Origin of the sequence: Chitinophaga pendula, assembly GCF_020386615.1 — a bacterium.
Classification (GTDB): domain Bacteria; phylum Bacteroidota; class Bacteroidia; order Chitinophagales; family Chitinophagaceae; genus Chitinophaga; species Chitinophaga pendula.
Genome location: NZ_CP077769.1, coordinates 805,888 through 832,782, shown reverse-complemented (window position 1 = coordinate 832,782; position 26,895 = coordinate 805,888). Strand labels below are relative to the sequence as shown.

Genomic DNA, 26,895 nt, shown 5'->3' with positions numbered 1-26,895 from the left:
TTCCTTTTTATGTAGTTAATTATGGGTTCTGTTGTAAATCGTTAGTGACGCCGTTTGTCTCGTTTTGCGGGAGAAAGTATACGACGCGTTTATCGTTCGTTTGTACGGTGAGGTTAGACCCCGGGATGCCTTGTTTACCATATGTGCGTATCATGGGCAGGTTGTTGCGTAGCAGATCTTCGCGTCGGTGACCGAATTCGAAGGCCAGTTCTATGCGTCGTTCATCGAGTACGACGCTGAGTACGTCGGCGCGGCCATGTAGGTTGGTGAGGCTGTAGAGGTCATCTCCACTTAGACCAGCTCTTTGGCGGATGAGGTTTATATCATCCAGTGCGGCCTGGTGATTACCCAGTTTGGCATTTGCTTCTGCGCGGTCCAGGTATAGTCCTGCCAGTCGGAAGAGCGGCGGAGAGCTTACTTTGGCCGTCGGGTTGGCAGCTGGATTCTGTATGAACTTGGTGGTGAAGGTGTAAGTGTTACCGCTGGTGGTGGTGAGCACTTTATAGAACCCGAGGCGCAGGTCGTTTTTTCCCTCTTTGAGCAGTGCCAGTAATGGAGGTGATACGGCCGCGAATTTTTCTACGGTATAGCTTTGATTGTAGTAATAAAAACCGCTGCCGGTGCCATCGAGCTGACGAAGGCAGAAGATGGTCTCTTTTTCTCCGGCGCTGTGGTCGCCTGCAAAATATTGCTGGAAGGCAGTGCCGCGAGTCAGTTCGTATTTACCGCTGTTAATGACTTCATTGGCGTACTGTATGCTTTTGGCGTATGCTCCCATATTGAGGTACAGTGCGGATAGCATGGCATTTGCTGCATCGCGGGTGGCGTAGGCGGTTTCGCTACGAGCGGTGGTCATGAGTGTACGTGCTGCCAGGAGGTCTGCTATCATGAGATCATATACTTCTTTGACGGTATTACGTTTTTCCGGGCGATATAATGGCGGTGTGGGTTTATCCGCGATCACTATGCCTGGGTTATTGCCATTTTGCTGTATGTAGGGGCGACCGAAGAGGCTGACCAGCGTGTAGTGTGCGAGGGCACGCATGAACAGGTTTTCGCCTTTCAGTTGCATTAAGGCAGCGGCGGCATTATCTGGTACGTTGACAATGACGTTGTTGACACCACGTAATAATTTGTAGGCATTGGTGTAAACAGATGCCGGGTTACTAAGTGCTGGCGAATGATTGTAGGAGTAGGCTTCGAAGTCCCTGGTACCACCGGGGTTGAAGATGCCTGTGGCTTCGGTATTATCGGCCGGAGATTCTACTAAGTGATAGTAGGCTGTAATATAATTAAAATTGTTGAGCAATGAATAGTTGCCACTGGTAGCGAGGGTGAGGTTGGTTTCGCCATTTACGGCATCGTGGCTGTCGATGGCGGTTTCCGGGCGTAGTTCGAGTTTATCACGGCAGGCGCTGAGCAGCAGGCCGGATAGGACGAAGGCGGTATGGCAGATATATTTTCTAAACATAGCTATCAGTTTTTAAAAGGTCAGGTTGACACCTGCGGTGAGTTTCCGGTTGATGATATATTTGGATGCGTTCTCAAAGTTCCTTCCTCCATTTTCCGGGTCCAGGCCGGTGAAGCCGGTGAAAGTATAGAGGTAATCGCCGGAGACGAATACGGATAGTTGTTGTGCGTGTATACGTGACAGCCAGCGTTTAGGCGTATTGTAGTTAAGGCGTACATTTCGTATGCGGAGGTAGCTGGCATTTTCGAGGAAGCGGGTGGTGAACCATCCTCTTGCATCAGCATATCCTACCAATGTGGCGGCAGGTGCGAATGCTACATCTCCCGGGTGTTCCCATCGGCGCTGTCCTGGCGGTAGTGCTACGTTGTTGGTGGTAACGGAGGCGCCATCCAGTTCATTAGGACCATAGATATCTCCCCGGAGGTCGTTGGTTAGCCGAAGGCCTGATACAAAGTCGAGTAGTATACTCAATGTAACGTCTTTATAGGTAATAGTGTTGGTGATGCCACCGGAGCAATCGGGTTGTTGGCTGCCCAGGTAGCGGAGGGTGGCCTGTTTGATATCGGTGGTGCGGGAGCGTTTGCCATCTACTTCCTTTTCATAGGTAGGCAGGCCGGTTTGTTCGTCGGCACCTGTATATACTACGCCCCAGTAGGAGCCTACGGCATAACCCGGTGCCAGTAGGTTATTGGTACCGGTGGTAGGGAATACGGTAGGTACGCCGGTGAGGTACAGGACTTTGTTGCGGTTGAATGCCAGGTTGAGGCTGGTATTCCATTTTACTTTACCCGTGGTATTGGTACTGGTGATTTCTATTTCCATACCGCGATTGGATATCTTACCGATATTTTTGACTACACTGCTGATACCGCTGGTGATGGCGGCAGGTACGGAGCGCAGCAGGCTGTTGTTGGCTTTATCATAGAGGTCAATGTTGATACGGATGCGGTCCCATAAGCCGATGTTGAGGCCCAGGTTGTTCATTCGTTGTACTTCCCAGTGGAGGTCGGGATTGTCGCCCTGTGCGCCGGGGATGATACCCTGTGCACCGTTGTAGTTGTCGCCTCCACCGGTGGTATAGTTATAGACACCATAAATGGAATAAGCACCTACGGGGTCGGCATTGCCAGAGGTACCATGGCTGAAGCGCAGGCGTAGTTGTGTGATGGTGCGGTTGTTGGCCAGGAATGTTTCATCGCTGATATTCCAGGCAGCGCCGATGGAGTAGAAGTTACCGAACTTGTTGTTACTCCCGAATTTGGAGGAGCCATCGCGGCGGAAAGATCCGGACAGGAAATAGCGATCGAGGAAGCTGTAGTTGATCTCTGACAAGTAAGAGAGGAAGGCTATTTCGGATATGCTTTCTGACACGCGATCGACGGTACCGGTGGTGATGGAGCGTTTGCCCGGTGTGATGTTCCTGACGGAGACGGAGGTATTTTCAAACCGTACGTCGTTGAACTCCATGCCTGCCAGCCCTTTTATTTCGTGCAGGCCAAAACGTTTGTTGAAGCTGGCGATATTGGAGGTGATATAGTTGACCTGTTGTGATCTGTTTTGCGAATAGTATCCACCCGGGTATCCGCTGGCGCTATCGCGCGGGTCGGTGTAGAAGCCGGAGCGCCCCCCATTGTAGGTAAGTCGGTTGGCGGTGCTGAGCGAGAGCCAGGGGGTGACCCTGTATTGTAGTTTTACGTCGGCCCCGGCGATGTAGGCATGATTATAGGCGTCTTGCAGGCTGGCATCGTATAGTGGGTTGTAGGTATCCGTACCGCTGTACCAGTTGGGTTCATTGGGGCCGCCGACGCGATAGGTGCCATCTGCTTTGTAGGGATTATCCCAGGGCATCATGCCATAGAGGTTGCCGCGGTAGTTGCTTAACCCAGAGCTGATCGCTTTTGTATAGGTGCCGTTAAAGGCGGTGGTGATGGTGAACCGATCTGAGGGGCTGTATACGGTGTTGACGCGCAGCTGGTATTTATCAAACTTATCGGTGATGGCTACGGGCACTTCGTGATGGTAGCTGCCACCGGCATAGTATTTAAAACGGTTGGTGCCACCGTTGATGGAGAGGTTATATCGTTGTAGCTGACCGATACGATAGCCTTCTCTGAGCCAGTTGGTGTTATTGGCTAGTGCGGCTGCTTTGTCTGGCATTACAGCGGATAGGTAATTATTTACGGCCTCTGGTGTGGCGGTAGGATTTTGTTTGCGGTAATCGTTGCTATATGCCTGTTCCATGAGGGTATACCGTTCGTCGGCATTCATCATGCGGAACTTCCCGAAGGTGGGTTGTTCGCGGCTGTATACCGCTTCGAAGTTGATCTGTGGTTTGCCATCGGGAGAGCCTCCTTTTTTGGTGTTGATGAGCAGTACGCCGTTGGCGGCGCGGGAGCCATACAGGGCGGCGGAGGCAGCATCTTTGAGCAAGGTAACGGACTCTACATCGTTAGGGTTGATATTGGCGGCGGTGCCGGCATCTTGTATCAATCCATCGATTACGACGAGTGGTTGGGTGGCGGTGTTGCCTCCCAGGGAGCCGACGCCTCTTACGCTCATATTGGGGCTGGCGGCGGGGTCGCCGCCGGGGCTACTTACGATGAGGCCTGCCAGTTTGCCCTGAAGTTGTTGTATGACGGAAGAAGTGGTGACGTTGCGCAGGTCTTCTCCTTTGACGGTGGAGAGGGAGCCGGTGAGTTCACTGATCTTTTTCTGGCTGTAGCCGGTTACGATGACGGCATTCATCTGTTGTTCTGCCGGTTCGAGTATGACCTGGATATTTTCGGAGTGGGATATCCTGACTATTTTACTCAGGTATCCGGTGTAGTGGATCTCCAGTATGGCCGGGAAGGTGATGTTGTCCAGGTGGAAGTGGCCATTGGCGTCGGCGGCGGTACCTTTTTGGGTGCCTTGCAGGAGGATGGAAGCGCCTGGCAGGGGTGTGCCCTGGGTATTGCGTATTTCTCCGTTGATGCTGGTGAACTTGTCAACGTTGGTGGATTGGAATACGGCATCTTGTTTACGCTTGACGATGATGGTTTTGTCGCGCAGGGACCAGGTGAGAGGCTGGTCTTTGAAGATGGCCTGTAATGTTGTTTCCAGTGATGCGTTGACGAGTTGCAGATCGACTGGTTGGGTGGCTTTGAGCAGTTCTACCTGTCCGACGTAGTAGTATCCGGTTTGTTGTTTGACGCTATTGAGTGCATCGATGACGGCGACCTGTTGTTTGCGGATGGTGACCTGTTGTCCATAGGCGGCGGTATATACCTGCATGGAGAGGCAGCTTATCCACATTATTTTACGGAGCCTCTGATACTTACGGGTAGCCACACGCCGCTCCCGCCGGTCGTTGCCGGTGATCTTTTTTAGTACCTTCATTCCTATATATGATTTTGGTTGGTTTAGGTGATTTGGTGGCTCACACGATAACCCTAATACATGACAATAACTTTTTTACCTTCTATTCTAAAATGTACGCCTCCTGCTTCCTGCAGTTTGCTTAACACCTGATCGATAGATTCGTTGCGTGATATGGTGGCGATATAAGATCGCTCCTTTATTTCCCCCTCATACATTATTTCGACATCGTACCAGCGGGCGATTTGCCGCATGATATCGTGTATATCCTGGTTGAATTCGAATACGCCCTCTTTCCAGGCGATGGCTTGTGAGACGTCGGCACGGGAGATTTTCAGTTGTCCTGCGCTGTTAAGAATGGCCTGCTGGCCTGGCAGCAGGTGGGAGGCTGTTTCTCCCTGTCTTACCAATACGGCGCCCTGAACGAGGGTGGTACGTATGGCAGGTTCGTCGGTGTAGGCCATGATGTTGAAAGCGGTGCCTAATACATTTACTTCGGCACTACCTACTTTGACGCTAAAGGGAGCGTTGACAGCCGGTGTGATGTCGAAGTACACTTCTCCTGTCATGGTAACGGCGCGTTGGTTGCCGGTGAATGCGGTGGGATACCGCAGGGATGACGCTGCGTTGAGGAAGGCGCGGGAGCCATCTGGTAGTACAACGGAGTATTGTCCGCCGGCGGGTGTGCGTATTTCGTGGTAGTGTACCGGGCCTTTGCCGTTGTAGGCGAGCAGGCCGCTATCCCCCTGTAGGGCGGCGCCGCTTTGCCTGGCGATCTGGCTGCTGTCGGCGCCTTGCAGCGCCAGCTGGCTGCCATCATCGAGGATGAGAATGGCTTTGTTGCCACCCGGCTTAATGGTGCTATTGTTGGTTGGTTGCTGGTATACGAAGTGTGTGTTGGTAGGTTCGCGGAGCAGGTAGACACCCAATGCGACGGCGCCGAGCAATGTGGCGGCGGCGGCCCAGCGTTGCCAGTAGCGGTGGCGGGTAGCGGGCGCCTGTTTAAGAATGGATTGGAGGATGTCGGCAGCGGTTGTGGCGTCCATCTGGCGGATAGGCGGTGCTTCGCGGATCAGGTCGTCGAGCGCATCCTGCAGGGCAGGCGCTTGTTGTTCCTGGTGGAGTGAAGCCCATAGTTCTTCCTGTTCCGCTGTGGTGGCGGCATCCGTATAATAGCGCTGTAACAGATAATTGATCCGGTCCTTTGACATAGCTGATAAGATATAGCTGGAAAAAAGTCCCCCCTATCGTATAAAGACAATCCTCAAAACAATTTGGGTTATACCCTTTTAAAAAAATTATTTCCGTTGTTGGAAATAGAGGAGTATCAAACCGGTGAATATATCGATCCGGGAGAGACAGTATGCCCGAATGGATCGCATGGCTTTGGCCAGGTGGACTTTGACGGTCTCCGGTGACAGGCCCAGTTGCAGCGCGACTTCTTCTCTTTTGAGTCCTTGTTCTTTGGTGAGGCGGTATACCTGCTGTTGTTGTGGAGAGAGCTGTGCGATGGCCTGTTGCAGGAGGTTGCGGTATGCTTTATGCTCCATCAGTGTGTCCGGAGCGGGGAGGGAAGCGATATGCTCCTGATACAGTGTATTTGTCAATGCGGTGTGAGCAGCCTGGCGTTTGAGCAGGTTGAACACCTGATTACGGGTGACGATGAAGAGGTAATCTTTAAAGGAAGCGGTGGCTGCCAGGGAGGCTCTTTTGAGCCAGATCTTCATAAAGACGTCCTGTACGATCTCTTCTGCTGTGGTAGCAGATTTACTGAGTCCGTAAGCTATTGTATAGATCTTGTCCCGGTATTGATGGAAGAGGGTAGAGAAAGCAGCTTCATCCCCTTCAGACAGCCTTTTTAATAGTATATGCTCATTATGTACCTCAATATTCTCCAATGCTCTATAATGCGCTAATTTATCCACAAATTAATCAAAAGGACGTATATCTTTATGCATCCGGCCATATCCTTGCCCAATAAGGCGGAAGTTGGCCTATCCACGTAAGGCACACCAGGTTACACCAAAGCCCGGCGTCACCATAAAAGTAATCACTGATTTTAGAAAAGAGATGCTAGTGAAAAAAATGCAGACCATTGGCTGGATCGCCGCTTTATTGTTAGGGATCGCCACTACGACTTTTGCTCAGGTAAAGCCGTTGCCCTTACCTACTTTGCAACAGCAATTTGTGAACCTGCGCTTCGGCATGTTCATCCATTTTAACATCCCGACCTTTATGGATGAGGACTGGGCGGACCCGGAGGCTTCTCCTTCCCTCTTCAACCCGACCAAACTCAATACGGCACAGTGGGCAGATGCTGCCAAAGCTGCCAATATGAGTTATGGCTGTCTGACCACCAAACACCATAGCGGTTTTTGTATTTGGGATACCAAAACGACAGACTACAATGTGATGAATAGTCCGCTGAAGCGGGATGTGGTAAAGGAGTATACAGACGCTTTCCGTGCCAAAGGGCTGAAGGTGATGTTGTACTACTCCATCTTGGACACACATCATAAGTTGCGTCCGGGTTATATCACCCGCTCGCATATCGATATGATCCGTGCACAGCTGACTGAGTTACTTACAAAATATGGGGAGATCACCGCGCTGATCATCGACGGCTGGGATGCTCCCTGGTCCCGTATCTCTTACGATGACGTACCTTTTGAGGAGCTTTACGGCCTGATCAAATCCATACAACCTAACTGCCTGGTGATGGACCTCAACGCCGCTAAATACCCGGCGGAAGAACTATTCTATACGGATATCAAATCGTACGAGCAAGGTGCGGGTCAGCACATCTCCACCAGCACCAACCAGTTGCCGGCATTGGCTTGTCTGCCGCTGAACAGTGCCTGGTTCTGGAAGACCACCTTCCCGACGGCTCCCGTAAAAGATCCTGTCAAACTGGTAGATGAGACCATCATCCCCTACAACAAAGCGTACTGCAACTTCATCCTCAACGTAGCCCCTAACCGGGAAGGATTAGTCGATGACAATGCCGTAGCGGCTCTTAAAGCGATCGGAGACCGTTGGAAACCTACCGGCAAAGGCGTTAAACTGCCTACCCCCACCCCACCGGTGATCTCTACCAACCTGGCGAAATTCAAACCCGCCAACTCCAGCTGGAGCTATGATATGAACATCATGGACTTTGCCAACGATGACGACTTCCGCAGCACCTGGCAGTCCCATAGCCGTGTTAAACAGCCCTGGCTGGAGATTGACCTTGACAAAGAGCAAGGCTTTAACCTCATCACCATCGTGGAAGATAAAGCCCGTATCAAAAAGTATAAACTGGAATATTTTGCGGATGGCCGCTGGTTCGCCTTGCCGGCAGGTACGGATAAAGGACGTGTGAAAGTACACCGCTTCCCGAGAGTGTGGGGTAACAAAGTAAGATTGACCGTAGATAGTTTTGATACGCCGCCTGCCATCGCAGAACTAGGTGTTTATAACGAGAAGAAATAAGTATGTTTTTATAGCCGGTTGCCTGCGGGCAGCCGGTTTTTTTATTCTCCGTCCAATAAGATATCCACCATTTTTTCGTGGTTGTTCATAAAGTGGTGAGAGATGCGATAGTTTTCTGTTTCTGTGTAGCCAGTCTGCTTTATTCCACCTTCTGTAATTTCATAAATAGTAGCATCGGGATACGCCATCACAATAGGCGAATGGGTCGCAATGATAAACTGCGAGCCCTCTTCTATCAACTGATGCATCCTGGTCAACATTGCCATCTGCCGCTTAGGCGACAGCGCTGCCTCCGGCTCATCCAGGATATACAAGCCATTCCCACCAAAACGGTTCATAAACAACGCCCAGAAAGATTCCCCATGCGATTGTTCATGCAATGACACTCCACCATAACTGTCTATCACCCTCGCTCCCATTCCGTCCTTATCCAACTCCTCAATATTAGTCGCCAGATTAAAAAAGCTTTCACTTCTCAGAAAGAAGCCATCTTTATGCCGCTTGCCTTTTGCCAGCGTAATAAACTCATGTAATGCCGAATGCGAGGCTCTGGTGGTAAAGTTAAAATTCATCGACCCACCTTCCGGATTGAATCCATATGCTACCGCGATCGCTTCAATCAACGTAGACTTGCCCATACCGTTCTCGCCGGAAAAGTAAGTCACTTTCGGGTGGAAGTTGAGACTGTCCAGCGTTTTCAACACCGGTAAGTTGAAAGGATGCTGATTCAGATCAGGGATGCTGGCCCTACGGTAAGTTAATTGAATGAGTCCTTTGCTGAGGTGTACCACGTATGCTGTTTGAAATGAATTATTATGAATGAAGATACTGTTTTTGTGTACGCGTCTGCATTGCCATCCTGAAATTTATGATAATCTTGACAACGGGCGTGTTCCTGATAAACGTGGCCAATAAGAAAGCCTCCGATAGGCCGGGTATATCCAACTTTATCGAAGGCTTCGCAAATAGCGCCCATGTCTTTAGGGCCGGTAATTACTTAGCAATTACATGCAGACACCAGAATCACAACTACAAGATCCATCGCCACATGGTTGTGGTTCGGGGCCTATTGGTCCGCATAAATAGAACTGACATCTGTTTTTTGCTTTGGCAGTGCCACCACCTTTAATTTTTTTCAAACTTGTTCTCGACAGGGGGGTGAATTGTTTTACTTTTTTCATGATGCTATTTTTTGATTAAGAAATCGCCATGGAGATTACAGCTATCAGGTAGTAGGTTCCTGGTTAAGATAAGGTAAAGTGCTGCTTAGCAGTTGCAGTTATTAGTGGGTTGAAGGAGGAAGGAATAACAAAGCTGAGGCCGCCAGTTGGGGATGGAGGTGAGTGGTTGTGGAGGGCATTATTTACACTGTAGTTCCCTTATCAATCATCTTCTCTGTCCTCATATACATTACTCGCAGAATAATCGGCATATTCATTATTCAAAAATTCTGTAATGATCTCCAAGTTATCAGCAATAAAACAATTGATCTCCTTCATTAGAATATTGCTATAGGTGACCACCGTTTCTTTTGTAACTATATCTATTATCGAAAAAACAGCATTCCCTTTAATAGATCGACCGATATAAGTTATTGAATTAACTTCGTTTAATTCAATTTCGTTATCTGGTTTCAATTTTGCTTCATATAGCGGGGAATCGATTACTATAATTGGAAAGTAGAAAGTAATTGTAGGTGTGCGACCATTTACCAATTCAATAAAGTAGTTAGTTGATTTTTCAACCACCTGAATTGCTTTATATGCATTATCGGCACCTTCTTCTCTCAATGCTTGTGTAAAAGACTACGCATATTTGTTTATTTGCTTCGGAAACAGTACTATAGCAAATGAGATATATACTCCTGAATGTTCAATAGTTTTATGGGCAACAAGATCTACCTCCCGAGGTGTTTTAGAATCAGGATCGACATACATCACTGACTGTGCGATCTTAAAACCGCTTTCCTGGAAGGCAGCTGCCACGTACATTTCCAAAGGATATCCCTGTTTATCCAACCACTCCTTTACTTTATTTTTCAGATCCACTTCCATATTCTTTTGGGGTTAAATACTAGAAATGACAACTATATAAATATAACGATAAATACTAACATCGTTAGCTACTCACAGAACGAAGTACAGCTAACATCCTCCTCACTTACTATCCATAATCTCTTTCAATGCGGGTTTCAGCGATATGGCATGGCCATGCCCGAAGGTGACCATTACGCGATCATACTTATCTAAGGCCTGATCTATTTTCTGTAGCAATAAGCTATCTCTTGTCATTTTTGATCCGCGGCCGATGGCGCAAAACTTACAATCGCCCCCATTGATGTAGTCAAATTTCTCTATCTGGGAATTGATCTTTAGTTCAAAAGGAACGCCGGTATAGTGCTGATAAAGTTGTTTAAAGCCATCAAAGGATTTTTGTTTTTCGGTAACAGGAAAACCATTTGCAATAAACCATTTATTAATCGCCTTATTATAGAGTTCTTCAAATGGCTTGTCGCCATATGCGCCGTAGAGATAAGGGATTAGCAGGCGTTCCATCAGGTAATACAGTAACAGCTGATCCTGTGGATATCGTTTCAGCATAATGGCATATTCCGTTTTATCTTCTACGTCACCATTCATCATACGGATACCAGCTTTGTCGCTCAGGAATTTCAGCACGCCTGTTTCGCCATCCCGGAAGACGGCTTCATTCAGGGAGGCGAAATGTACGCTATCGGCTATTTGTCCACCTTCATTAAAGGTGATTCCTGGCTGGATGTCGTTGAAATATTTTTCTATCACCTTAAACTGCGGATAGGTACTATCCCTATTGTGATCGCAGCCAATAAATACAAGCCGCTTATCATGATTGGCGAGGTCTATCACATAGGGTGGCTTGATGGTATCCATCATTTTACCGACGGTGACGTAGTCAATGGTCTTCAATTTCTGCCTGGCGGGGCCTTTGCAGGCGGCTATGATAAATAACAATACGATATACCTGTTCATTCGGTAGTGTTTGGATTACCAAGATATACTCTTTATGGTGATTTCTACTGCATTGTCCATGCGGGCGTTTGTGTTAGTTTCAGGTTATCAATTGTTACACCTTACCATTTTTTCAACCCTCATAATTATTTGACATGAGCAAATTGCGCACCAACCTGTATGGTCAGACATTATCCCGGCAACAACTGAAGGAAGTAACGGGTGGTACCGGCAGACAAGACGTACCATACTGTAACTCCCAACAGGAATGTGTGGTAATTTGTAGCAGCGATCCTGGCTCTACACCCTATTGTATGCTGAGACGCAATATCTGTTTCTGCATTACCGTAGAACCGCATCAGGTAGGTTAGCCTTCAAGTTTTGATTACCGCTATGACCCGGGGTTGGCCGAAAGGCCGGCCCCTTTTTTATGTTTATTGGGGAGATATAGGGATGCTTATAGGAATGTTATAGGTTAATTAAGCGAATGATACAGGATAGGTGGACCTGAGATATACAAGACCCTTTTAACTAATTAATAATCAAATAGTTAAAAACACAAAAATGCACATACCACAAATCATCATAACAACATGGTATTCAACACATTAAAAAGGGAAGCTGTTTGGCCTCCCTTTTTTCAATGTGTGTCCGGAGAAATTACAGTGGATCAATGATGCAAGGTCTGCAAGCACCATTGATGCAACAAAAAGTTCTGTTAGCGCAACCACCTCCTACGAGGCAGGGAGGAAGAAGGGCATTCATTTGTGTGCCACCGCCAGTAACGCGGGTCATTTGCTCACGGGAAAGTGTAGCTCCCAGTTTTTTCAGTTTGTTCATGGGTGTCGATTTTGAAAGTTAAGCGTAGATAAGAATTACAGTTTTAAGCACACCACCAGCAGGTGGTATTTTTAAGGTAACGTGGTAATAGCGGGCTGTCTGGTAAAGTATTATGCTTCCTGAGGGGGATCGCAAAGGCGGCCAGGTGTACCAATAGGCCAGCAGGAGCTACTATTCCAGCAGCATTGCCCTACCGGGCAAATACCTCCGGGCAGACAGGCCGGGCGGGCATATTCTTTAAGACCTCCACCAGTGACATGGATTAATTCGTGACGGGACAGCTTTGTTCCTAATTGGGTTATCTTTTTCATATGTATTGGAATTGATTGATCGTCGTCATTACAGGTGCTACTCGTTTCAAGGTTAGGTGTTGGCATTTCTTATTCGAACCTTCTTTCTAAAATAAAACAAATGGCTGCTGTGGGATTGCCAGCGAGGAGTGGTGACATTACATTGACCGTAGCGATACGGCAGGCATCGCTACGGCCGGATGAACTTCCGTTAATTGGTGGCGATGGGGCCACAGCTGCGTTTGCAGTTGGCCAGACATTGCGTGTAGAACCTGGGATCATTGGGGTGTGCCCGGAGGCAGCAATCCCCGCAATTGGTAACGCCGGCCCTACATAGGCAATTATCTCTTCTGATGACAACGCCACCGCCTGCAATATGTTTCATTTCATCGCGGTGTAGTGGTGTAAAGGCATGCATTTTTTTCATAACAAAGGGGTATTAAAGGTGAAAACGAATAGACATGGACAGGTTGATAAGCAGTAGTTCCGGCCGGGAGGCTCTTACATGTGTGACAGTTGTAAACAGGTATCCAGACTTGTCATATAAAAATATGTCAAATGGCTGTATCGACACTGCACTAGGTACGATTGTGGTCTATCGCTGGTGCAGGCTATGTTGCTGTTTTTTCAGTTGGGTATCGAAGGAGTGTTTACCTTCCAGGTGGTCTTCGAAATAGCTGATCGTCAATGTTGAAATTGTCTGGTAGACACTATCGCTGGTACAATTACCGGACTGGCGGGTAGCGGAGGGCAGGCTGCTGAAGTCCTCATGAGCGGCGGCGTCAATGCCTAGTACGAAGTGGGGGCCTTTGACTTTTTCCAGGAAGTTATACACTGCCTTGTAGCGTTGCGTGGTATCTACTTTGGTACTTTCCATTCGCAGGTATGGGATGGTTATTTTCAGGTTGTGGAAGGCGCCGTTGCGAATGCTATCGAAATCGGCGTCTTCGGCGGGGTTGGCGCCATAATGGTGAAAGGTGGAACCATCCCAGTCTACTATACAAGAGATGCCTGGTATGCGGCTGGCGAGGGAAGCGGCGGCCATGGAGCCCCAGCTATAGCCTAATATGCCTATTTTGGTCAGGTCAAGGTATAGTTTGCCGGGTAGGTGCCGGAGTGCAAACATGGCATCGTTGACTTGTTCCATCATATCTGCTTTTTTCATGGTCATATCTCCAGGATACCTGCCGATAGAGCTGATCGACACTACTACAAAGCCCTGACTGGACAGGCGTTCGAACAACTGATAATTTTCATATGCCATGCCGTTGTAGCTGGCGAGATATAATATGACCGGGAACTTGCCGATAGCCGGTGTAGGTTGATCGTAGGTGTTGGTTTCCAGTGATAGTAGCCGGGCGGAGTCGCTGCATGCAAAACCCTCACACAGGGATTTTGCGATCCTATTGGTTATTCCTGTTGCCGTGTTCGTATTGGTGTAATAGTTAGCCCGGAATTCCAGTAGGCCGAGCAGGTTATGGAAACGTAGTGGTTGGTCAGTAGGCGCCAGTTGGGCGGGATACCAGATATCGATATCTACCAGCCGATGACGCAGGTAGTCATCTGATGAGGCATTGGGTTTATACGTTCTCGAAGTATCGATCGCTCTCAATACCTGGAAACCCGAAGAATATGACATCCGGCTGTCTGCAGAGGAGGTCTTACAAGCTTGTGTGCTGATCAACACTATTACGATCAGCCATGTACGAACCAGGTAGTTCTGAGGCATATAGGTGTATTATTTTGTGGGTAGCAAGATCCATAAAACAAGTCTAAGGTATTGTTAAAATGATCTATTCATCCGGGTGGAAGCAAGGCTATATATATTACTACCGCGCTGATGATATTAACAAGTCGTTAACTATCTTATCGTCCGAATTATAGACCTTGTGCCCCGAGCTATCAGGTGCTGGGAGCGTGATGTACAATCGTTAGCTAATGATCTGCAGGCGGCTTTTGAAGTGTATTCATCTTAGTAATCTGTTTTTATTTCTTTGCATCAGGAACAGATGCCTCATAAGCAAAAAGAAAAGGGGTGGCCGAATAGATCCGGTCACCCCTTATTGTTTGCTGGTGCTTTTCTTAGTAATCAGTCTTCGTTGTTAAATCCTTCCATGTTTCCAGTTCCGAGTCGAGTAGTTCTATTTTCTGCTTAGCCCTGTTATAGGCGTCTGTTCCCAGGAAAAGCCTTACTGGTGGTTCTTTGAGTGCTGCCAATTCGATGAATACGTCTGCTGCTTTATCGGGATCTCCGGCCTGTTGGCCATCCATTTTCGCATATTTTTCGTGAGAGGTTCTCACTGCGGAATAATCAGCGATAGGATTGCTGGTCATGGTCAGCGAGTCTGCGGAGAGGAATGCTGTGCGGAAAGCGCCGGGAGCGACCACTGTTACTTTGACACCGAAAGATTTCAGGTCTTCTGCGAGTACTTCGGAGAGGCCCATGATGGCAAATTTGCTGGAGGCATATATCGCCCATCCGGTGGCTGCTGCAAATCCGGCGATGGAGGCGATATTGATCACATGACCGGAGCGTTGTGCGCGCAGATAGGGTGAGGCGGCTTTGATCACATTGATGGTACCGAACACATTCACTTCATAGTTGTCCCTGATCTCCTGTTCTGTCAACTCTTCTACGGTACCGCCTATGCCGTAACCGGCGTTATTCACGATCACATCCAGGCGTCCGAAGGTGTCGTTGGTGGTGCGGATCGCTTTCTCTACGCTGGCGAGGTTGCCCAGTTCCGTTTCCAGTGCCAGCAGGTTGGGTTGCTCTCCTCCTGCTGCGCTGATCAAAGCGGCGGCATTACGGGAGGTAGCGGCTACCTTTTCGCCGGCAGCCAGTAATTTCTTTACTAATGACAAGCCTAATCCTTTGGAGGCTCCTGTTACAAACCATACTTTTTGCTGTGCCATCGTCTACTGTTTTTTTTGATACTCAAAGGTAAGGCGATCGCTCACAAATGTGGTTGTCGTTGTCAAACGAATACTTGTCATAATCAAACAAAGGGGAAAACGTAGCGTCAGAACTTACGTTCCTGAAAGGGCATTCCTTTGCCTTCTTCGCAGTAAGACTTCAGGCTGTAGAGGAACATGGCCCAGTTGTAGTTGCAATAACGGTAGAATTCGGTGACGGCTTTCCAGTGAAGCTGTTTGAGGACGAGGGCGGTGGTACCTTTATTCTCTGTCAGTTCGAATACGATCTCGGTGCCGATCCATTCTTCATCGGAGAAGACGCATTCCCAGCGGATGTATTCATTGGGACGGAGGTCGCGCACTTTCATGCGGGTGGCATAGTTATCGTTAAAGTCGAAAGAACAAACGAAGTCGACGGTTGGCTGTACGATGAGTTTGCGGGTCCAAACTTCTGCCAGTCCTTTCTGGGTGGTCAGTGTTTCATACACTTTAGCTGCCGGGGCTTTGATGTAATTGATATGCTCGATGTTCGCCATATATAGGTAGGTTGATTGTGGCCGTAAAGCTACATAACGCGACCTGACTGGGTTGGGGTATTTTGGTCAGATATGGGGTTCATTCCGGACAAATTAGCGCAGGTTGCGGCGTATCCGGCTAAGGGATTGCTGGGTAATGCCGAGGGAGGAGGCTACATCGCTCAGCAGTACACGCAGTGCGATATCGGGCTGGTGCAGCATGACATTGCGGTAGCAAGTGGTGGTGTCTTCGCCCATATAGTACGGTATTCCAGGTTGTTGCTGATCAGGTCCTGGTCTGCTGCCGGGATGTTATAAAGAGGTGCAGGAAGTGAAAAAGAGGTTCGTACATATTAGCAAGCGGTCGCTAGCCTTTTTGTTAGCAGGACCATTTTATATTTTGTGATAAAGTTAACTTATAGCTCCCTAATTTTACGACCTGTACTCTTAAAGAGTTGTACCTATCACCATTCAACGTTCAAATATACACACACTATGAAGAAGGGTCTTTACCTGTTATTGGCTACCTTTTTATTATGCTCTGCTGCATTTGCCTGGATGAAAGTGCAGGAATGGTCTATTGGAGATGATTATGCGGTGAAGTTTTCCGGCAAATATGCGGACGGTGGTTTCAAGACGCTGAAAGGCAATATTGTCTTTGACGAGCATGAACTGGCGGGCGCTAAATTTGACGTTACCATAGATGTGGCTTCTATTAATACGGGGATGGGGTTGAAGAACAAACATGCCCGTGGTGAGAAATGGTTTGATGCTGAGAAATATCCTGTTATACATTTTACTGCCAACGGTGCTACCAAGACGGCCAGTGGTTATGAGACCAGCGGTACGTTGGATCTTCACGGTGTAAAAAAGCCATTGACGATTCCTTTTACCTTCACCCGGAATGGTGCCAATGGTGTATTCAACGGTACTTTTAAAGTAAACCGCGGAGAATTTGGTATTGGAGAATCCAAAGGCAATGACTCTGACTTTACGACGCTGCAGGTGACGGTACCTGTTGCGCCCAAGCAATAACATAACCCGAACGAACCTATATTAAGCATTACCTAAAACCTTACATCCGACGCGTAATCTAAGGAACGCTACCGTTTACCTGTTACCTCTTTTGACAGCAAGAGGAGATGAAGACTAAAACATCGAACATCATTTAGCAGGACCTTAATTACCATTACCTTGTTTATCATTCATGTTGTAAATGTCTGTTACAGACAGGTGCAGCAACTGGGTTTTCTATTGCCGGCACTTTCCGGTGTTGCCATCCTTATTGTATCGACGGCAGCAGCTCCTCGTGCGCGTTCAAACAGTCATTTTCCGGCAGATACGTTGCCGGTGAAAGATACTGTTCCACCAGGCGATAGCATTGCTTATAAGTTGTCTAACAGTAAACTCGACGCGCCTGTTCACTATAAGGCGAAAGACTCTATGGTGCTGGTGGTACCGGAGAAACGTATCCATCTTTACGGTAAGGCGAATACGCAATACAAAGAGATGAAGCTGGATGCGGGCCATATCACTTACGAGCAGCGATCGGGTATTATGGAAGCCTCCCCGGCCAACGATACGGCAGGTAAAAAAACGGAGTTGCCGGTCATGAACCAGACCGGGCAAAGTTTTGAATCGGATACTTTGCGCTATCATCTGGGATCGCAACGGGCCAAGATATACCGTACGCGTGCGCAGTATGGGGAGGCCTTCGTGATGAGCCGGGAATCGAAACGGCAGCAGGACGGCGACATCTTTGGTTTCGGTAATGCATTCACTACCTGTAACCTGGATACTCCTCATTTCCAGTTCCGTGCCCGTAAGATCAAGGTGATCCCTGATAAGCTGATCATTTCGGGAGCGGCGAACCTGGAGATAGAAGGTATCCCTACTCCACTTTTCATTCCATTTGCCATCTTCCCTATTACCCATGGTCAGCGATCGGGTATTTTACCACCGGAGTTCGTAACCAGTCAGCAGAAAGGGGTTGGGTTAGAAAACGGAGGGTACTACCTGGGGATGGGCGAACACTTTGATCTAACAGTACGCGGCTCTGTATATTCTTATGGCAGCTGGAGCCTAACGGCCAGTCCGACCTACCGGCAACGCTACCAATATAACGGCGGCCTTACGATCAACATGGCGAACACGCTGGTGGGAGGCGACCCTAAGATCGCTGCGGAGTTCACACGATCCCGGGATTTCCGGGTGACGTGGAACCATACGATGGACGGTAAAGCCCGGCCCGGGATTAATTTTGGCGCGCAGGTCAACTTTGGCACCTCCAGTTATAACCGATTCAATGTGACGGACTATGCCGGTCATGTGAACAATACAATGAACTCTTCCATCAACTTTTCCAAGACCTGGCAGGGCAAACCATTTAACCTGACGATGAGCATGAATCACAGTCAGGTGACTACTACGCGGGATGTAAACATCACTTTTCCGGACGGATCGTTTACGGTGAATACACTTTATCCATTTCAACCTAGGGAGATGACCGGTGTTACGAAATGGTATCATAAGATCGGTTTGTCTTACAATGCACAATTCCGTAACCGGGTGGATTTCAAAGACAGTCTATTCCTGAAACCCGGTATGTTTGACCGTTGGCAGGCGGGTGTGCAACATAGTATTCCGCTCTCCTTCTCCATCCCGGTATTCAAAAACTTCACTTTCACGCCCGGCATCAGTTACAATGAATATTGGTATACCCGTAAGACCACGTTGAAGTGGAATCCTGATAAGGTAGTCAATGCGGACTCTATAGGCGGTATTGATACCAGCGCTGTTGTTGGTTTCTATACTGCGCGGGAGGTTAGTTTCAGTGTTTCCGTTACGACGACGATCGACGGCCGTTATACTTTCCGGAAGGGCTCCCGTATAAAGGCGATCCGGCACTTGGTAAGGCCCAGCATCAGTGCTAACTATAAACCTGACCTGGCAGCCGTCTATTATCAAAATGTACAGTACAACAAAAGCGGCGCCACGCAGCGTATCTCTTATTTTCCCAACTCGGTGATAGGCGTACCATCAGAAGGAACGTTCGGCGGTATTAACTTCCAGATAGATAATAACCTGGAGATGAAGGTGGCCTCTAAAAAAGACACCAGCGGACGTAGGGAGAAAAAGATCAAGATATTAGATGGATTTGGTATCACGGGCGGCTACAACCTGATGGCTGACTCATTCAAGTTGGGTACGTTCGGTATTTATGCACGTAGCACTTTATTCGATAAATTGAATATTTCGGCCAACGGTACGATAGATCCATATGTAGTGGATGCACAAGGTATCCGGCAGGACCGGTATGTATGGCAGGCAGGGCAACTAAGCCTGGGCAGGCTCACGAATGCATCGGTATCGTTGAGTACTTCTTTCCAATCCAACGATGGCAAGAGTAAGAAAAAGGAGGCCGAGATCGATCAGGCGGCCAGTACACAGCCGACAGATGCGGCGTATGCTGCACAGCAGCAGCAACTGCAACGGATGCGTAATAATCCCGGCGAGTATGCGGACTTTGATATTGCCTGGCGGTTAGATATATCGTATAGTCTGACCTACAGTAAACAGATCAATGCGCTGGCCGGCGGACTGGTCTACAGTTTTGTGCAGTATCTCAGTTTCAACGGAGATATGAACATTACGCCGAAATGGAAGCTGGGGGTGACCAGTGGGATTGATTTCATTAAGAAACAGATCGCTTATACGACTATGTATATCACCCGTGACCTGCATGATTTCAACCTGGCTATTAACCTTGTTCCCTACGGGTTTGTCCGTCAATTCAGTATTTCTATCACGGCTAAGTCAGGTTTACTCCGTGATCTACGTATTAACAGGACCCGCCAGTTCTATGACCTGTAAGTACTGTTGGCAGCCCGTAAGCTACTACGGTACTTATTTTCAGATGAACTTACGATCTTTCTCTTCGATAGCGACATCATTGATAGATGCGAAGCGGCGCTGCATATACCCATCTTCGTTGAACTCCCACATTTCGTTGCCATAAGAGCGGAACCATTGTCCTTCGGCATTGTGCCATTCATATTCGAATCGTACGGCGATGCGGTTGTCTGTATAACTCCACAGTTCCTTTTTGAGTTTATAGTCCAGTTCTTTCTCCCATTTGCGACATAGGAATGTGACAACCTGGTCACGTCCGTTGATGAACTGATCGCGGTTACGCCATTCTGTGTCAGGGGTATATACCAGGGATACCCGTTCAGGGTCTTTACTATTCCAGGCATCTTCTGCCAGTTGTACTTTCTGTAAAGCGCTTTGGTAGGTGAATGGAGGAAGCGGCAATCGTTTTTGCATGGTGAGTCGGTTTTTACTGCATCAAAGGTAGGGTTTAAAACAGTAAAACAGACAGATCGGTCTATCTTTATTATTTATCTTGCTGGTAGCTGGCGTTGTGGATGGTGATATGCAGGCGTTTCATTCTGGCTGATATCCTGGGAGGCTGCCACTTGTTTGAGCCGGGTAGTGCCCTGCTGCTGCCGCCCCATTTTATATGATCTCTTTTACGGCTTTTTTTGCTTCTGTGATGGGCCAGGCATCATGGAAGAGCTGACTTTCTACGATCGCTGCTTCGAAGAGCAGGTATACCTGTTTTTTTGCGGAAGGGGAAGTTCCTTCCATGAGGTTAGCGAGGAAGTCCCGAAGGTCTTGTTTATGTGAACGTATGAGGGAGAGGGCTTCCTGGTCCTGGCTATTCATTTCGGAGAGGATGTTGAGGAAGGCGCAGCCGCGGTAGTCTTCTTCTTCGTTCATGGCCTGCAAGAAATCGAAAGCTGCCAGCAGTTGTTGGCGCGGGCTTTTGGCAGTGGCGATGTAATTATGGAGGCGTTCGAACCAGTAGGTATGGCGTTTTTCGAGGAAGGCGATCAGCAGTGCTTCTTTGGAAGGAAAATGCAGGTAGAGGCTGGCCCTGGCCACCTCTGCTTCCTGTATCACCTGGTTAATACCGGTGGCATGGTATCCTTGTTTGTAGAACAGTTCTCCGGCAGTTTCCAGTATCCGTGTCTTTGGGTCACTAGCTTTCTTCATGGTCCAAAGGTAAAAAAAAGACAGATCGATCTAGCCGGATCGATCTGTCGTTACGTTCATGTGTCGTGTTTTGTTTGGCGGGTCCGGGCGATCAGGTGAGGTCGCATTGGGCGACACAGATGGCGCGGCATACGAGCCAGGCGTAGAGGATGGCGTTTTTGCATCTGGCGGCGGTGCAGGCATCTGACGAGCCTTCTGTACAGTAAGGGCCGCGGGCATTGGATTGGCCGCCACCATGGATGGCAGCAAGTTGGTCTCTGGTCAGTAAGGACTGCTGAATAGGTAGCTTTTTCATGGATGAGTGTATTTTAAACGGTGGAAAAAACAGGTGGTTATGCCAGGCGGTGAATGTTGGATGTTGTGATATGGAATTAGGGTTGGCCGGCTATATAAATATACTATCCGGTACTGCGGGCGCGTTACAGGTAATATTAAAAAAGGGCTATCTTCCGAAGAAGACAGCCCGTCCTTATCTAATCTGCACTTTTTTACTTTAAGAATACTTTGCGGATTGCTTTGTTGCCTTTATCCAATATATAGATATCTCCTTTTCTGTCTATACAAAGATGGGTCGGGTTACGGAAATAGGCGGCATCGAGTGTACCATCGACGTATCCTGGTTTGAAGGGCTGCATGGTGCCGCCAGCGCCGGTGATGGTTTTTATACTACCATCGGCGCCTATCATGCGTAGCGCCTGTGCGCTGGCATCTGTGACCAGGAAGTTATTATTGGCGGCATCATAGATTACGCTGGCGGGTCCGAATAATCTTGCGGTTGCTTTATCTCCATCTACGAATCCTGTTTCGGTCATACTTCCTGCGTGCAGTATGTAGTTGCCATCGGTCGTCAGTTTCATCATGAAGGGGTTGTAATAATCGCCACCGGTATAGTAAATATTACCAGCGCCGTCTATGGCCATTGGATATTCTATAGTATGTACGCCGTTGCCCAAGCGCGTGAGGCTACGGTTGTCTTCCAGCCGGAATATACCCTGGTATAACTTTGTCACATAAATCCTTCCTGACGCGGATACTGCCAGTCCTGCCGGCATGCTACCCGCTACATCGTAGATCGTCACTACGCTCCCATCCTTTGTCACCTTGCGGACGAAAGTACGTTGGAAGTCGCCGTCGATGAGATAGATATTCTCCTGGGCGTCCATTACGAGGGAGCGCGGGTTATTGAATAGCGCGGCGGCGCCTTTTCCGTCGAGGTTTCCTTTATTACCTGCGAGGCTACCGGCGAAGTGGGTGATGATGCCTGTGGGCGATACTTTTTTGATTTGGTTGTTGTCTCCTGTATAGAGGTATCCCTGTGCATCGACTACGAGTCCGGCGGGATCATTGAAGGAGGTGCCGCTGGTACCGCCGGCCAGTGTCATTACGCCTGCCCTTCTGAACAAGGGGCCGGTGGCGCTGAGGTTACCCACTTTTACATCCAGGGTGCCGGTGGTGACGCCAGCGGGCGCTTTAACGGTCAGGGTAGTTTCGGTTGCATTCAATACGGTAACAGCGACACCATTGAAAGTGACGATGTTGTTGGCCGGAGTGGTACTGAAGCCAAGACCCGATATTTTCACTTCTGTACCTTCCAGGCCGTTATCGGGCAGGAGGGATATTACCCCTAGTTGTTGTTCTTTGAACAGCGGGCCTTCCGTCGTTTGACCATTTACGTTAATGTGCATGTTGGCGCTACCGGCTCCGGCAGGTACGAGTACCGTTAGCTGGTTATCGCTGGCGGATTTAACGGTTGCTTTTATGCCATTGAAGAGGATATCGTTTTCGTCTGTTTCGGGGCTGAAGTTTTTACCTGTGAGTGTAACGGTAGCGCCTACGGGGCTGCTTAGGGGCGTTACGGCTGTTAACACCGGTGGTGGTATTACGGTGAATATGGGGCCTACGGTACGTTGTCCGTTGATGGTGACACTGAGTGGGCCGGTGGCTACCTCATCCGGTGTGGCGACTACCAGTTCGGTTTCGGTGGCGCTGATCACTCTGCCCGGTTTACCATTAAAGTCGATGAAGTTAGTGGCTACGGCGGCATCAAATCCCTGGCCACTGATCTTTACCTGTGTGCCTTTGCCACCACGTAGCGGTTTAATACGGCTGATCTTCTGGAAGCGGAAATCTGGGCCATTTACCTCCCTGCCTTCTACTTTTACTTTAATGGCGCCGCTACCGGCATCTATCGGTACAGCTACTACGAGCAGGCTATCGCTCATACTGGTGACCAATGCTGTTATACCATTTACGTATACAGTTGCCGGTGAGGAGATGCTATTGAAGCCGCTACCCCTGATAGACACGTTGGTACCTGCGGGGCCATTCAGCGGGCTGGCGCCTTTAATACTCAGTTGCTGATAGGTATATAATCCAGCGGTTGCCTGTTTGCCATTCACTTTAACGGTGATTTCGCCGGTATTACCACCGGAAGGGGCGAGTACGATGAGGCTGGTATCATTTACATCGACTACATTGGCAGGGGTACCGTTAAAGCTGATCTCATTTTCGTTCGCTGTCCTGCTGAAGCCGGTACCTTTGAATGTTACGATCGTACCTGCATTACCGCTGTTGGGCCAGAAAGACCGGACCGCCAGTGGCACGTTCATTTCATCCTGTTTGTTCCGCTTACAGGCGGTGGCCAGGAGTAAACAGCTGAGGAGTATGTATAAATAATGTTTCATGATCTGTATGCTATTAGTAATGATCTGTTAGAAGGAATATCTTAGGCCCAGTTGCATTTGTGCTCTTGACTGGAAGAAGTCGACTGCATAGGGTTTACCCGGATTGCGATAAGCAAACACGGGATAGCTGCCCGGGTTCTGGCGGCCGGGGAACAGCGGTGTAAGGCCTACGCTGGCGGTGGAGTTGAATGTATTTGGAGAGAAATACATGCGGCCCCAATTGCTGCTGAGCAGGTTGGTCAGGTTGATCACATCCAATGTAAAAGTGAGGAAGTGGCTACCTGGTGTTTTTGAGAAATGATATTCCTGTGCGAGGTGCAGATCGGCCTGTATGTTCCAGGGAGTGCGGCCGGCGTTACGTTCGGTAAAGTTACCTCTACGGCGGCGCAGGTATTTATCCTCATCTATGTATTTATTGAAAGCATTCGCCTGTTCGGCGGCGGTGATCACTTGTCCGGCGGTATTGGTATAATTCTGGAAGTACCGGATAGCGTCCTCTTTCTGCGGGATGTATACGAGGCTTACCTGTTGTGGCAGGCCCTGGATACTGTTGTTAACGATACCATAGGTGAACGGGCTGCCTGACTGTGCGGTGGCGAACAGGCTGATGGTAGTTATCCAGGAGGTGTTCCAGGCTTTGTGGTAGCTAAAGTTGGCTACTATACGATGCCGGATATCAAAGTTGGAATATGCGAGGTCCGGATTGTTAGGATTGAGTGCCTGATTGAGTTGCCAGTTACTTTCCATGGAGTTACGGATACCGTTGGAAATATCTTTGGATTTGCCATAGGTGTATGCTAGTGATGCATACAGGCCCATGGGGAATGTACGGCTGGCAGTACCTGTAATGCTATAACGGAATCCTTTTTTTGTATTGCTAAGCTGGTAAGCATTGGAGAAGCGGGGATCTACTGTGCCACTGTATACCGGTTGCTGGTGTTGCTGGTCATATCCATAATACCTGGGATCATCTTTGATATTGATCTGCTGGAACATGACATCTTTGGTCGTTTTGGTCAGGATACCTTCGATACCGAATTTATATCCATTATCAGTGGTATAGTCCAGGGCGAGGCTGCTGCGCCATACCTGTGGCATTACGAATTGGTTGTCGAGTACATCCACCTGTGTTTTGCCGGCATATGGGTGATTGGTTACAGCACCGTTGGCACCGATGAAATCGGCTATGCCATTGGGGCCTGGGCGTACGGGATCGGTGCCTGGTGCGAACGGTTTGGTATCTGCCTTCTGGTCATAGGAACCATAGTTGATACCATTATTATAATAAGCGTATGCCAGCCATGCGAAGGGAATACGACCAGTGAACAGGCCGGTACCCCCTCTTAATATAAGGTGCTGATCGCCGGTCCAGTCGAATCGGAATCCTAATCTTGGAGAGAGTTGTACTTTATTCAGATAACCATTGTTGATACGGTTGAGCGGCGTATAATTATAAGTGGTGCCAAAATAATCATCTGTCATGGCGTTGCGGGTAAATTCACTTATAGCCGGTTTTTCCGGCAGCATTGTATAGTCCGCACGCAGGCCCGGTATTAATTTCAGTCTATTGGTCAGTTGTATTTCATCCTGGGCGTAGAGGCTGAACATATTGACATTGAATTTTGCCTCCGGATGCGCCAGTATATAGTTCCTGTCATTATTATGGTAGTTGTAGCTACCACGTACGCGATAAGGTATATTGTTCAGGTAGTCTTCGATATTGAGATAGTCTACTCTTCCATTCCAGCTGTTTACGAACCCATAGTCGATATGATATAGCTCGTTGTGTGTACCGAAGAGGAAGGTATGTTTGCCTTTATGCCAGGTAATGTTATCGGTGATTTCGATGGTCCTTTGTTTCATATTGAAGATGGACGCTTCTCTATCGGTGCCGAGGTAGATGGTGGTACCAGGAGCGCGGCCCATGATCTGTACCTGTGGTAATGAAGGATCGGCGGTAGGGCTACGCTGGTCGTGTACTTGGCTGTAGCCGATGATCAGGCTGTTGGACAGTTGGTTATTCCAGCGCGATTTCAGTTCGGCTACGGTAGAGCTTTGGTTGTTGACTTGTTCATAAGCCATGCTGCTGAAGCGAAAATCCTGCTGATCGCGGTCGAGTAATAATGCTTTAGAGCGGATGGTATTGTTGCGTATAGCCAGTTGGTGTTTGTCGTTGATGTTCCAGTCGATGCGATTGAAGAATTTAACGGACTGGGACGTGGCGTTGTAATTTCCAGCTGTGCCCGGGTCGAATGATTTACCATAGCGGGCGATGGTAGACTCTCGAATATCGTTGGCATCTTTGGCGCTCAGGATATCGGCGGTCTCTTTTTGTCCTGCCATGAGTTGTGTGGGGTCTTGTCGTTTAGTGATCTCTTCATTGGTGAAGAGGAACAATTTGTCTTTTATGATGGGGAGTCCTACTCTGGCACCTATCTGGTAGTCTTGAAAGCCGGACGGCATTTTGCCCAGGGAGCCTACTTTATCTTTTCCCGTGATGGCGGCGTTGCGACCGAAGGCGTATACGGAACCGGTTACTTTGTTGGTACCACTGCGGGTGACGGCGTTGATACTTCCGCCGGTGAAGTTACCGATCTTCACATCGAAAGGTGCGAGGTACACCTGTATGTCTTCGATGGCATCCAGCGATATGGCGTTGCTGCGGGTACTTGATCCTGGCATACCGGAGGTGCCGGTGATCCCTCCCACAGAGGGGCTGAAGCCGATCGCGTCATTGTTGATCGCACCATCGATTGTTACGTTATTGTACCGGAAGTTGGTACCTGCGAAAGCATTGTCTTTTGATCCTTGAGGAACCAGTTTCGTGATGTCTTGTATGCTGCGGGAGATGGTAGGCATAGCAGCTACCTGGAGGCGGGAGATGTTCTGACCGGCGCCGGTGGTATTGGCACGCGGGCCAGCTTTAGCACCTTTGATCACTACTTCGGACAATTGTTTGCCAGCTTCCGGCATTACTATATTGAGTTGCAAAGGCTCACCGAGGCGTACGGTAAAGGGACCTCTCTGTTGTGATTCCATGCCCATCATAGTAGTGGTTACCTGATAGGGGCCACCAATACGTAGTCCCGGTAAAAAGAAGCGGCCATCTTTATCGGTGATTGCGCCATACCGTGTACCCGAAGGTGTGTGTACTGCTACTACGGTAGCACCTGGCAATGCGCCCTGTTTTATATCTGTTACTTGTCCGCTCAAGGTACCGTTGGTTTCCTGGGCCATTGTCTGCACGTTGATCCCCAATAGTACCATGATGGTAGTTAATATGTAAAATATTTGCTTCATCCT

The 26,895-nt window shown here is 48.7% G+C and carries 24 protein-coding genes; 4 read left to right on the top strand and 20 right to left on the bottom strand.

What is annotated here, in order from left to right:
* Positions 1-19 precede the first annotated feature (19 nt).
* The 4 genes from KTO58_RS03390 to KTO58_RS03375 form a co-directional block, all read right to left on the bottom strand.
* Positions 20-1,471 (bottom strand): RagB/SusD family nutrient uptake outer membrane protein, encoded by a 1,452-nt coding sequence (locus KTO58_RS03390; protein ID WP_095840735.1) that lies wholly within the window; start codon positions 1,469-1,471, stop codon positions 20-22.
* A gap of 12 nt (positions 1,472-1,483) precedes the next feature.
* Entirely contained in the window at positions 1,484-4,849 is a 3,366-nt protein-coding gene (locus KTO58_RS03385; RefSeq protein ID WP_095840736.1) for a SusC/RagA family TonB-linked outer membrane protein, read from the bottom strand.
* Positions 4,850-4,902: 53 nt separating this feature from the next.
* A complete protein-coding gene (locus tag KTO58_RS03380) occupies positions 4,903-6,039 on the bottom strand; it encodes a FecR family protein (protein WP_095840737.1) in 1,137 nt (378 codons plus the stop codon).
* 87 nt (positions 6,040-6,126) lie between these two features.
* Positions 6,127-6,753 (bottom strand): RNA polymerase sigma factor, encoded by a 627-nt coding sequence (locus KTO58_RS03375; protein ID WP_095840738.1) that lies wholly within the window; start codon positions 6,751-6,753, stop codon positions 6,127-6,129.
* A 160-nt stretch (positions 6,754-6,913) separates the two neighbouring features.
* Here KTO58_RS03375 and KTO58_RS03370 point away from each other — a divergent pair, with 160 nt between their 5' ends.
* Positions 6,914-8,302: an alpha-L-fucosidase gene (locus tag KTO58_RS03370; RefSeq protein WP_198315316.1), complete on the top strand. Its 1,389-nt coding sequence runs from the start codon at positions 6,914-6,916 to the stop codon at positions 8,300-8,302.
* A gap of 41 nt (positions 8,303-8,343) precedes the next feature.
* Here the strand turns inward: KTO58_RS03370 and KTO58_RS03365 are convergent, their stop codons facing one another.
* The 4 genes from KTO58_RS03365 to KTO58_RS03350 all read right to left on the bottom strand — a co-directional run bounded on the left by KTO58_RS03365 (position 8,344) and on the right by KTO58_RS03350 (position 11,310).
* Positions 8,344-9,093, bottom strand: a complete 750-nt coding sequence (locus KTO58_RS03365) for an AAA family ATPase (protein ID WP_095840740.1) — start codon at positions 9,091-9,093, stop codon at positions 8,344-8,346.
* A 591-nt stretch (positions 9,094-9,684) separates the two neighbouring features.
* Positions 9,685-10,092: a hypothetical protein gene (locus tag KTO58_RS03360; RefSeq protein WP_095840742.1), complete on the bottom strand. Its 408-nt coding sequence runs from the start codon at positions 10,090-10,092 to the stop codon at positions 9,685-9,687.
* A gap of 15 nt (positions 10,093-10,107) precedes the next feature.
* Positions 10,108-10,356, bottom strand: a complete 249-nt coding sequence (locus KTO58_RS03355; protein WP_095840743.1) for a hypothetical protein — start codon at positions 10,354-10,356, stop codon at positions 10,108-10,110.
* Between the two features lie 102 nt (positions 10,357-10,458).
* A complete protein-coding gene (locus tag KTO58_RS03350) occupies positions 10,459-11,310 on the bottom strand; it encodes a hypothetical protein (RefSeq protein WP_095840744.1) in 852 nt (283 codons plus the stop codon).
* Positions 11,311-11,444: 134 nt separating this feature from the next.
* Here KTO58_RS03350 and KTO58_RS03345 point away from each other — a divergent pair, with 134 nt between their 5' ends.
* Positions 11,445-11,660 (top strand): hypothetical protein, encoded by a 216-nt coding sequence (locus KTO58_RS03345; protein ID WP_095840745.1) that lies wholly within the window; start codon positions 11,445-11,447, stop codon positions 11,658-11,660.
* A gap of 289 nt (positions 11,661-11,949) precedes the next feature.
* Here the strand turns inward: KTO58_RS03345 and KTO58_RS03340 are convergent, their stop codons facing one another.
* The 7 genes from KTO58_RS03340 to KTO58_RS03310 form a co-directional block, all read right to left on the bottom strand.
* Positions 11,950-12,129 carry a hypothetical protein gene (locus KTO58_RS03340; protein ID WP_157753212.1) on the bottom strand — a complete coding sequence of 60 codons (180 nt, stop codon included), beginning with the start codon at positions 12,127-12,129 and terminating at the stop codon, positions 11,950-11,952.
* A 110-nt stretch (positions 12,130-12,239) separates the two neighbouring features.
* Positions 12,240-12,440, bottom strand: a complete 201-nt coding sequence (locus KTO58_RS03335; RefSeq protein ID WP_157753213.1) for a hypothetical protein — start codon at positions 12,438-12,440, stop codon at positions 12,240-12,242.
* Between the two features lie 190 nt (positions 12,441-12,630).
* Entirely contained in the window at positions 12,631-12,846 is a 216-nt protein-coding gene (locus KTO58_RS03330; protein ID WP_157753214.1) for a hypothetical protein, read from the bottom strand.
* Positions 12,847-13,014: 168 nt separating this feature from the next.
* Complete coding sequence (locus KTO58_RS03325; RefSeq protein WP_095840747.1) at positions 13,015-14,148, bottom strand: CocE/NonD family hydrolase; 1,134 nt, start codon at positions 14,146-14,148, stop codon at positions 13,015-13,017.
* A gap of 353 nt (positions 14,149-14,501) precedes the next feature.
* On the bottom strand, positions 14,502-15,335 hold the full coding sequence (locus KTO58_RS03320; protein ID WP_095840748.1) for an SDR family NAD(P)-dependent oxidoreductase: 834 nt from the start codon (positions 15,333-15,335) through the stop codon (positions 14,502-14,504).
* Positions 15,336-15,442: 107 nt separating this feature from the next.
* Entirely contained in the window at positions 15,443-15,871 is a 429-nt protein-coding gene (locus KTO58_RS03315) for an SRPBCC family protein (protein WP_095840749.1), read from the bottom strand.
* A 93-nt stretch (positions 15,872-15,964) separates the two neighbouring features.
* Positions 15,965-16,108 carry a hypothetical protein gene (locus KTO58_RS03310; protein WP_198315034.1) on the bottom strand — a complete coding sequence of 48 codons (144 nt, stop codon included), beginning with the start codon at positions 16,106-16,108 and terminating at the stop codon, positions 15,965-15,967.
* A gap of 237 nt (positions 16,109-16,345) precedes the next feature.
* Between KTO58_RS03310 and KTO58_RS03305 the strand changes: the two genes are divergently transcribed.
* Positions 16,346-16,885: a YceI family protein gene (locus KTO58_RS03305; protein WP_095840750.1), complete on the top strand. Its 540-nt coding sequence runs from the start codon at positions 16,346-16,348 to the stop codon at positions 16,883-16,885.
* 159 nt (positions 16,886-17,044) lie between these two features.
* Entirely contained in the window at positions 17,045-19,723 is a 2,679-nt protein-coding gene (locus KTO58_RS03300) for a putative LPS assembly protein LptD (protein WP_095840751.1), read from the top strand.
* Positions 19,724-19,762: 39 nt separating this feature from the next.
* Here the strand turns inward: KTO58_RS03300 and KTO58_RS03295 are convergent, their stop codons facing one another.
* The 5 genes from KTO58_RS03295 to KTO58_RS03275 all read right to left on the bottom strand — a co-directional run bounded on the left by KTO58_RS03295 (position 19,763) and on the right by KTO58_RS03275 (position 26,892).
* Entirely contained in the window at positions 19,763-20,176 is a 414-nt protein-coding gene (locus KTO58_RS03295) for a nuclear transport factor 2 family protein (protein ID WP_095840752.1), read from the bottom strand.
* Between the two features lie 192 nt (positions 20,177-20,368).
* On the bottom strand, positions 20,369-20,908 hold the full coding sequence (locus KTO58_RS03290) for a TetR/AcrR family transcriptional regulator (RefSeq protein WP_095840753.1): 540 nt from the start codon (positions 20,906-20,908) through the stop codon (positions 20,369-20,371).
* A gap of 91 nt (positions 20,909-20,999) precedes the next feature.
* Entirely contained in the window at positions 21,000-21,203 is a 204-nt protein-coding gene (locus KTO58_RS03285) for a hypothetical protein (protein ID WP_095840754.1), read from the bottom strand.
* A 193-nt stretch (positions 21,204-21,396) separates the two neighbouring features.
* Positions 21,397-23,592, bottom strand: a complete 2,196-nt coding sequence (locus KTO58_RS03280) for an IPT/TIG domain-containing protein (protein WP_095840756.1) — start codon at positions 23,590-23,592, stop codon at positions 21,397-21,399.
* A gap of 27 nt (positions 23,593-23,619) precedes the next feature.
* The gene (locus tag KTO58_RS03275) at positions 23,620-26,892 is read right to left on the bottom strand and encodes a TonB-dependent receptor (protein WP_095840757.1); all 3,273 of its coding nucleotides are present in this window, start codon (positions 26,890-26,892) and stop codon (positions 23,620-23,622) included.
* Positions 26,893-26,895: the final 3 nt, after the last annotated feature.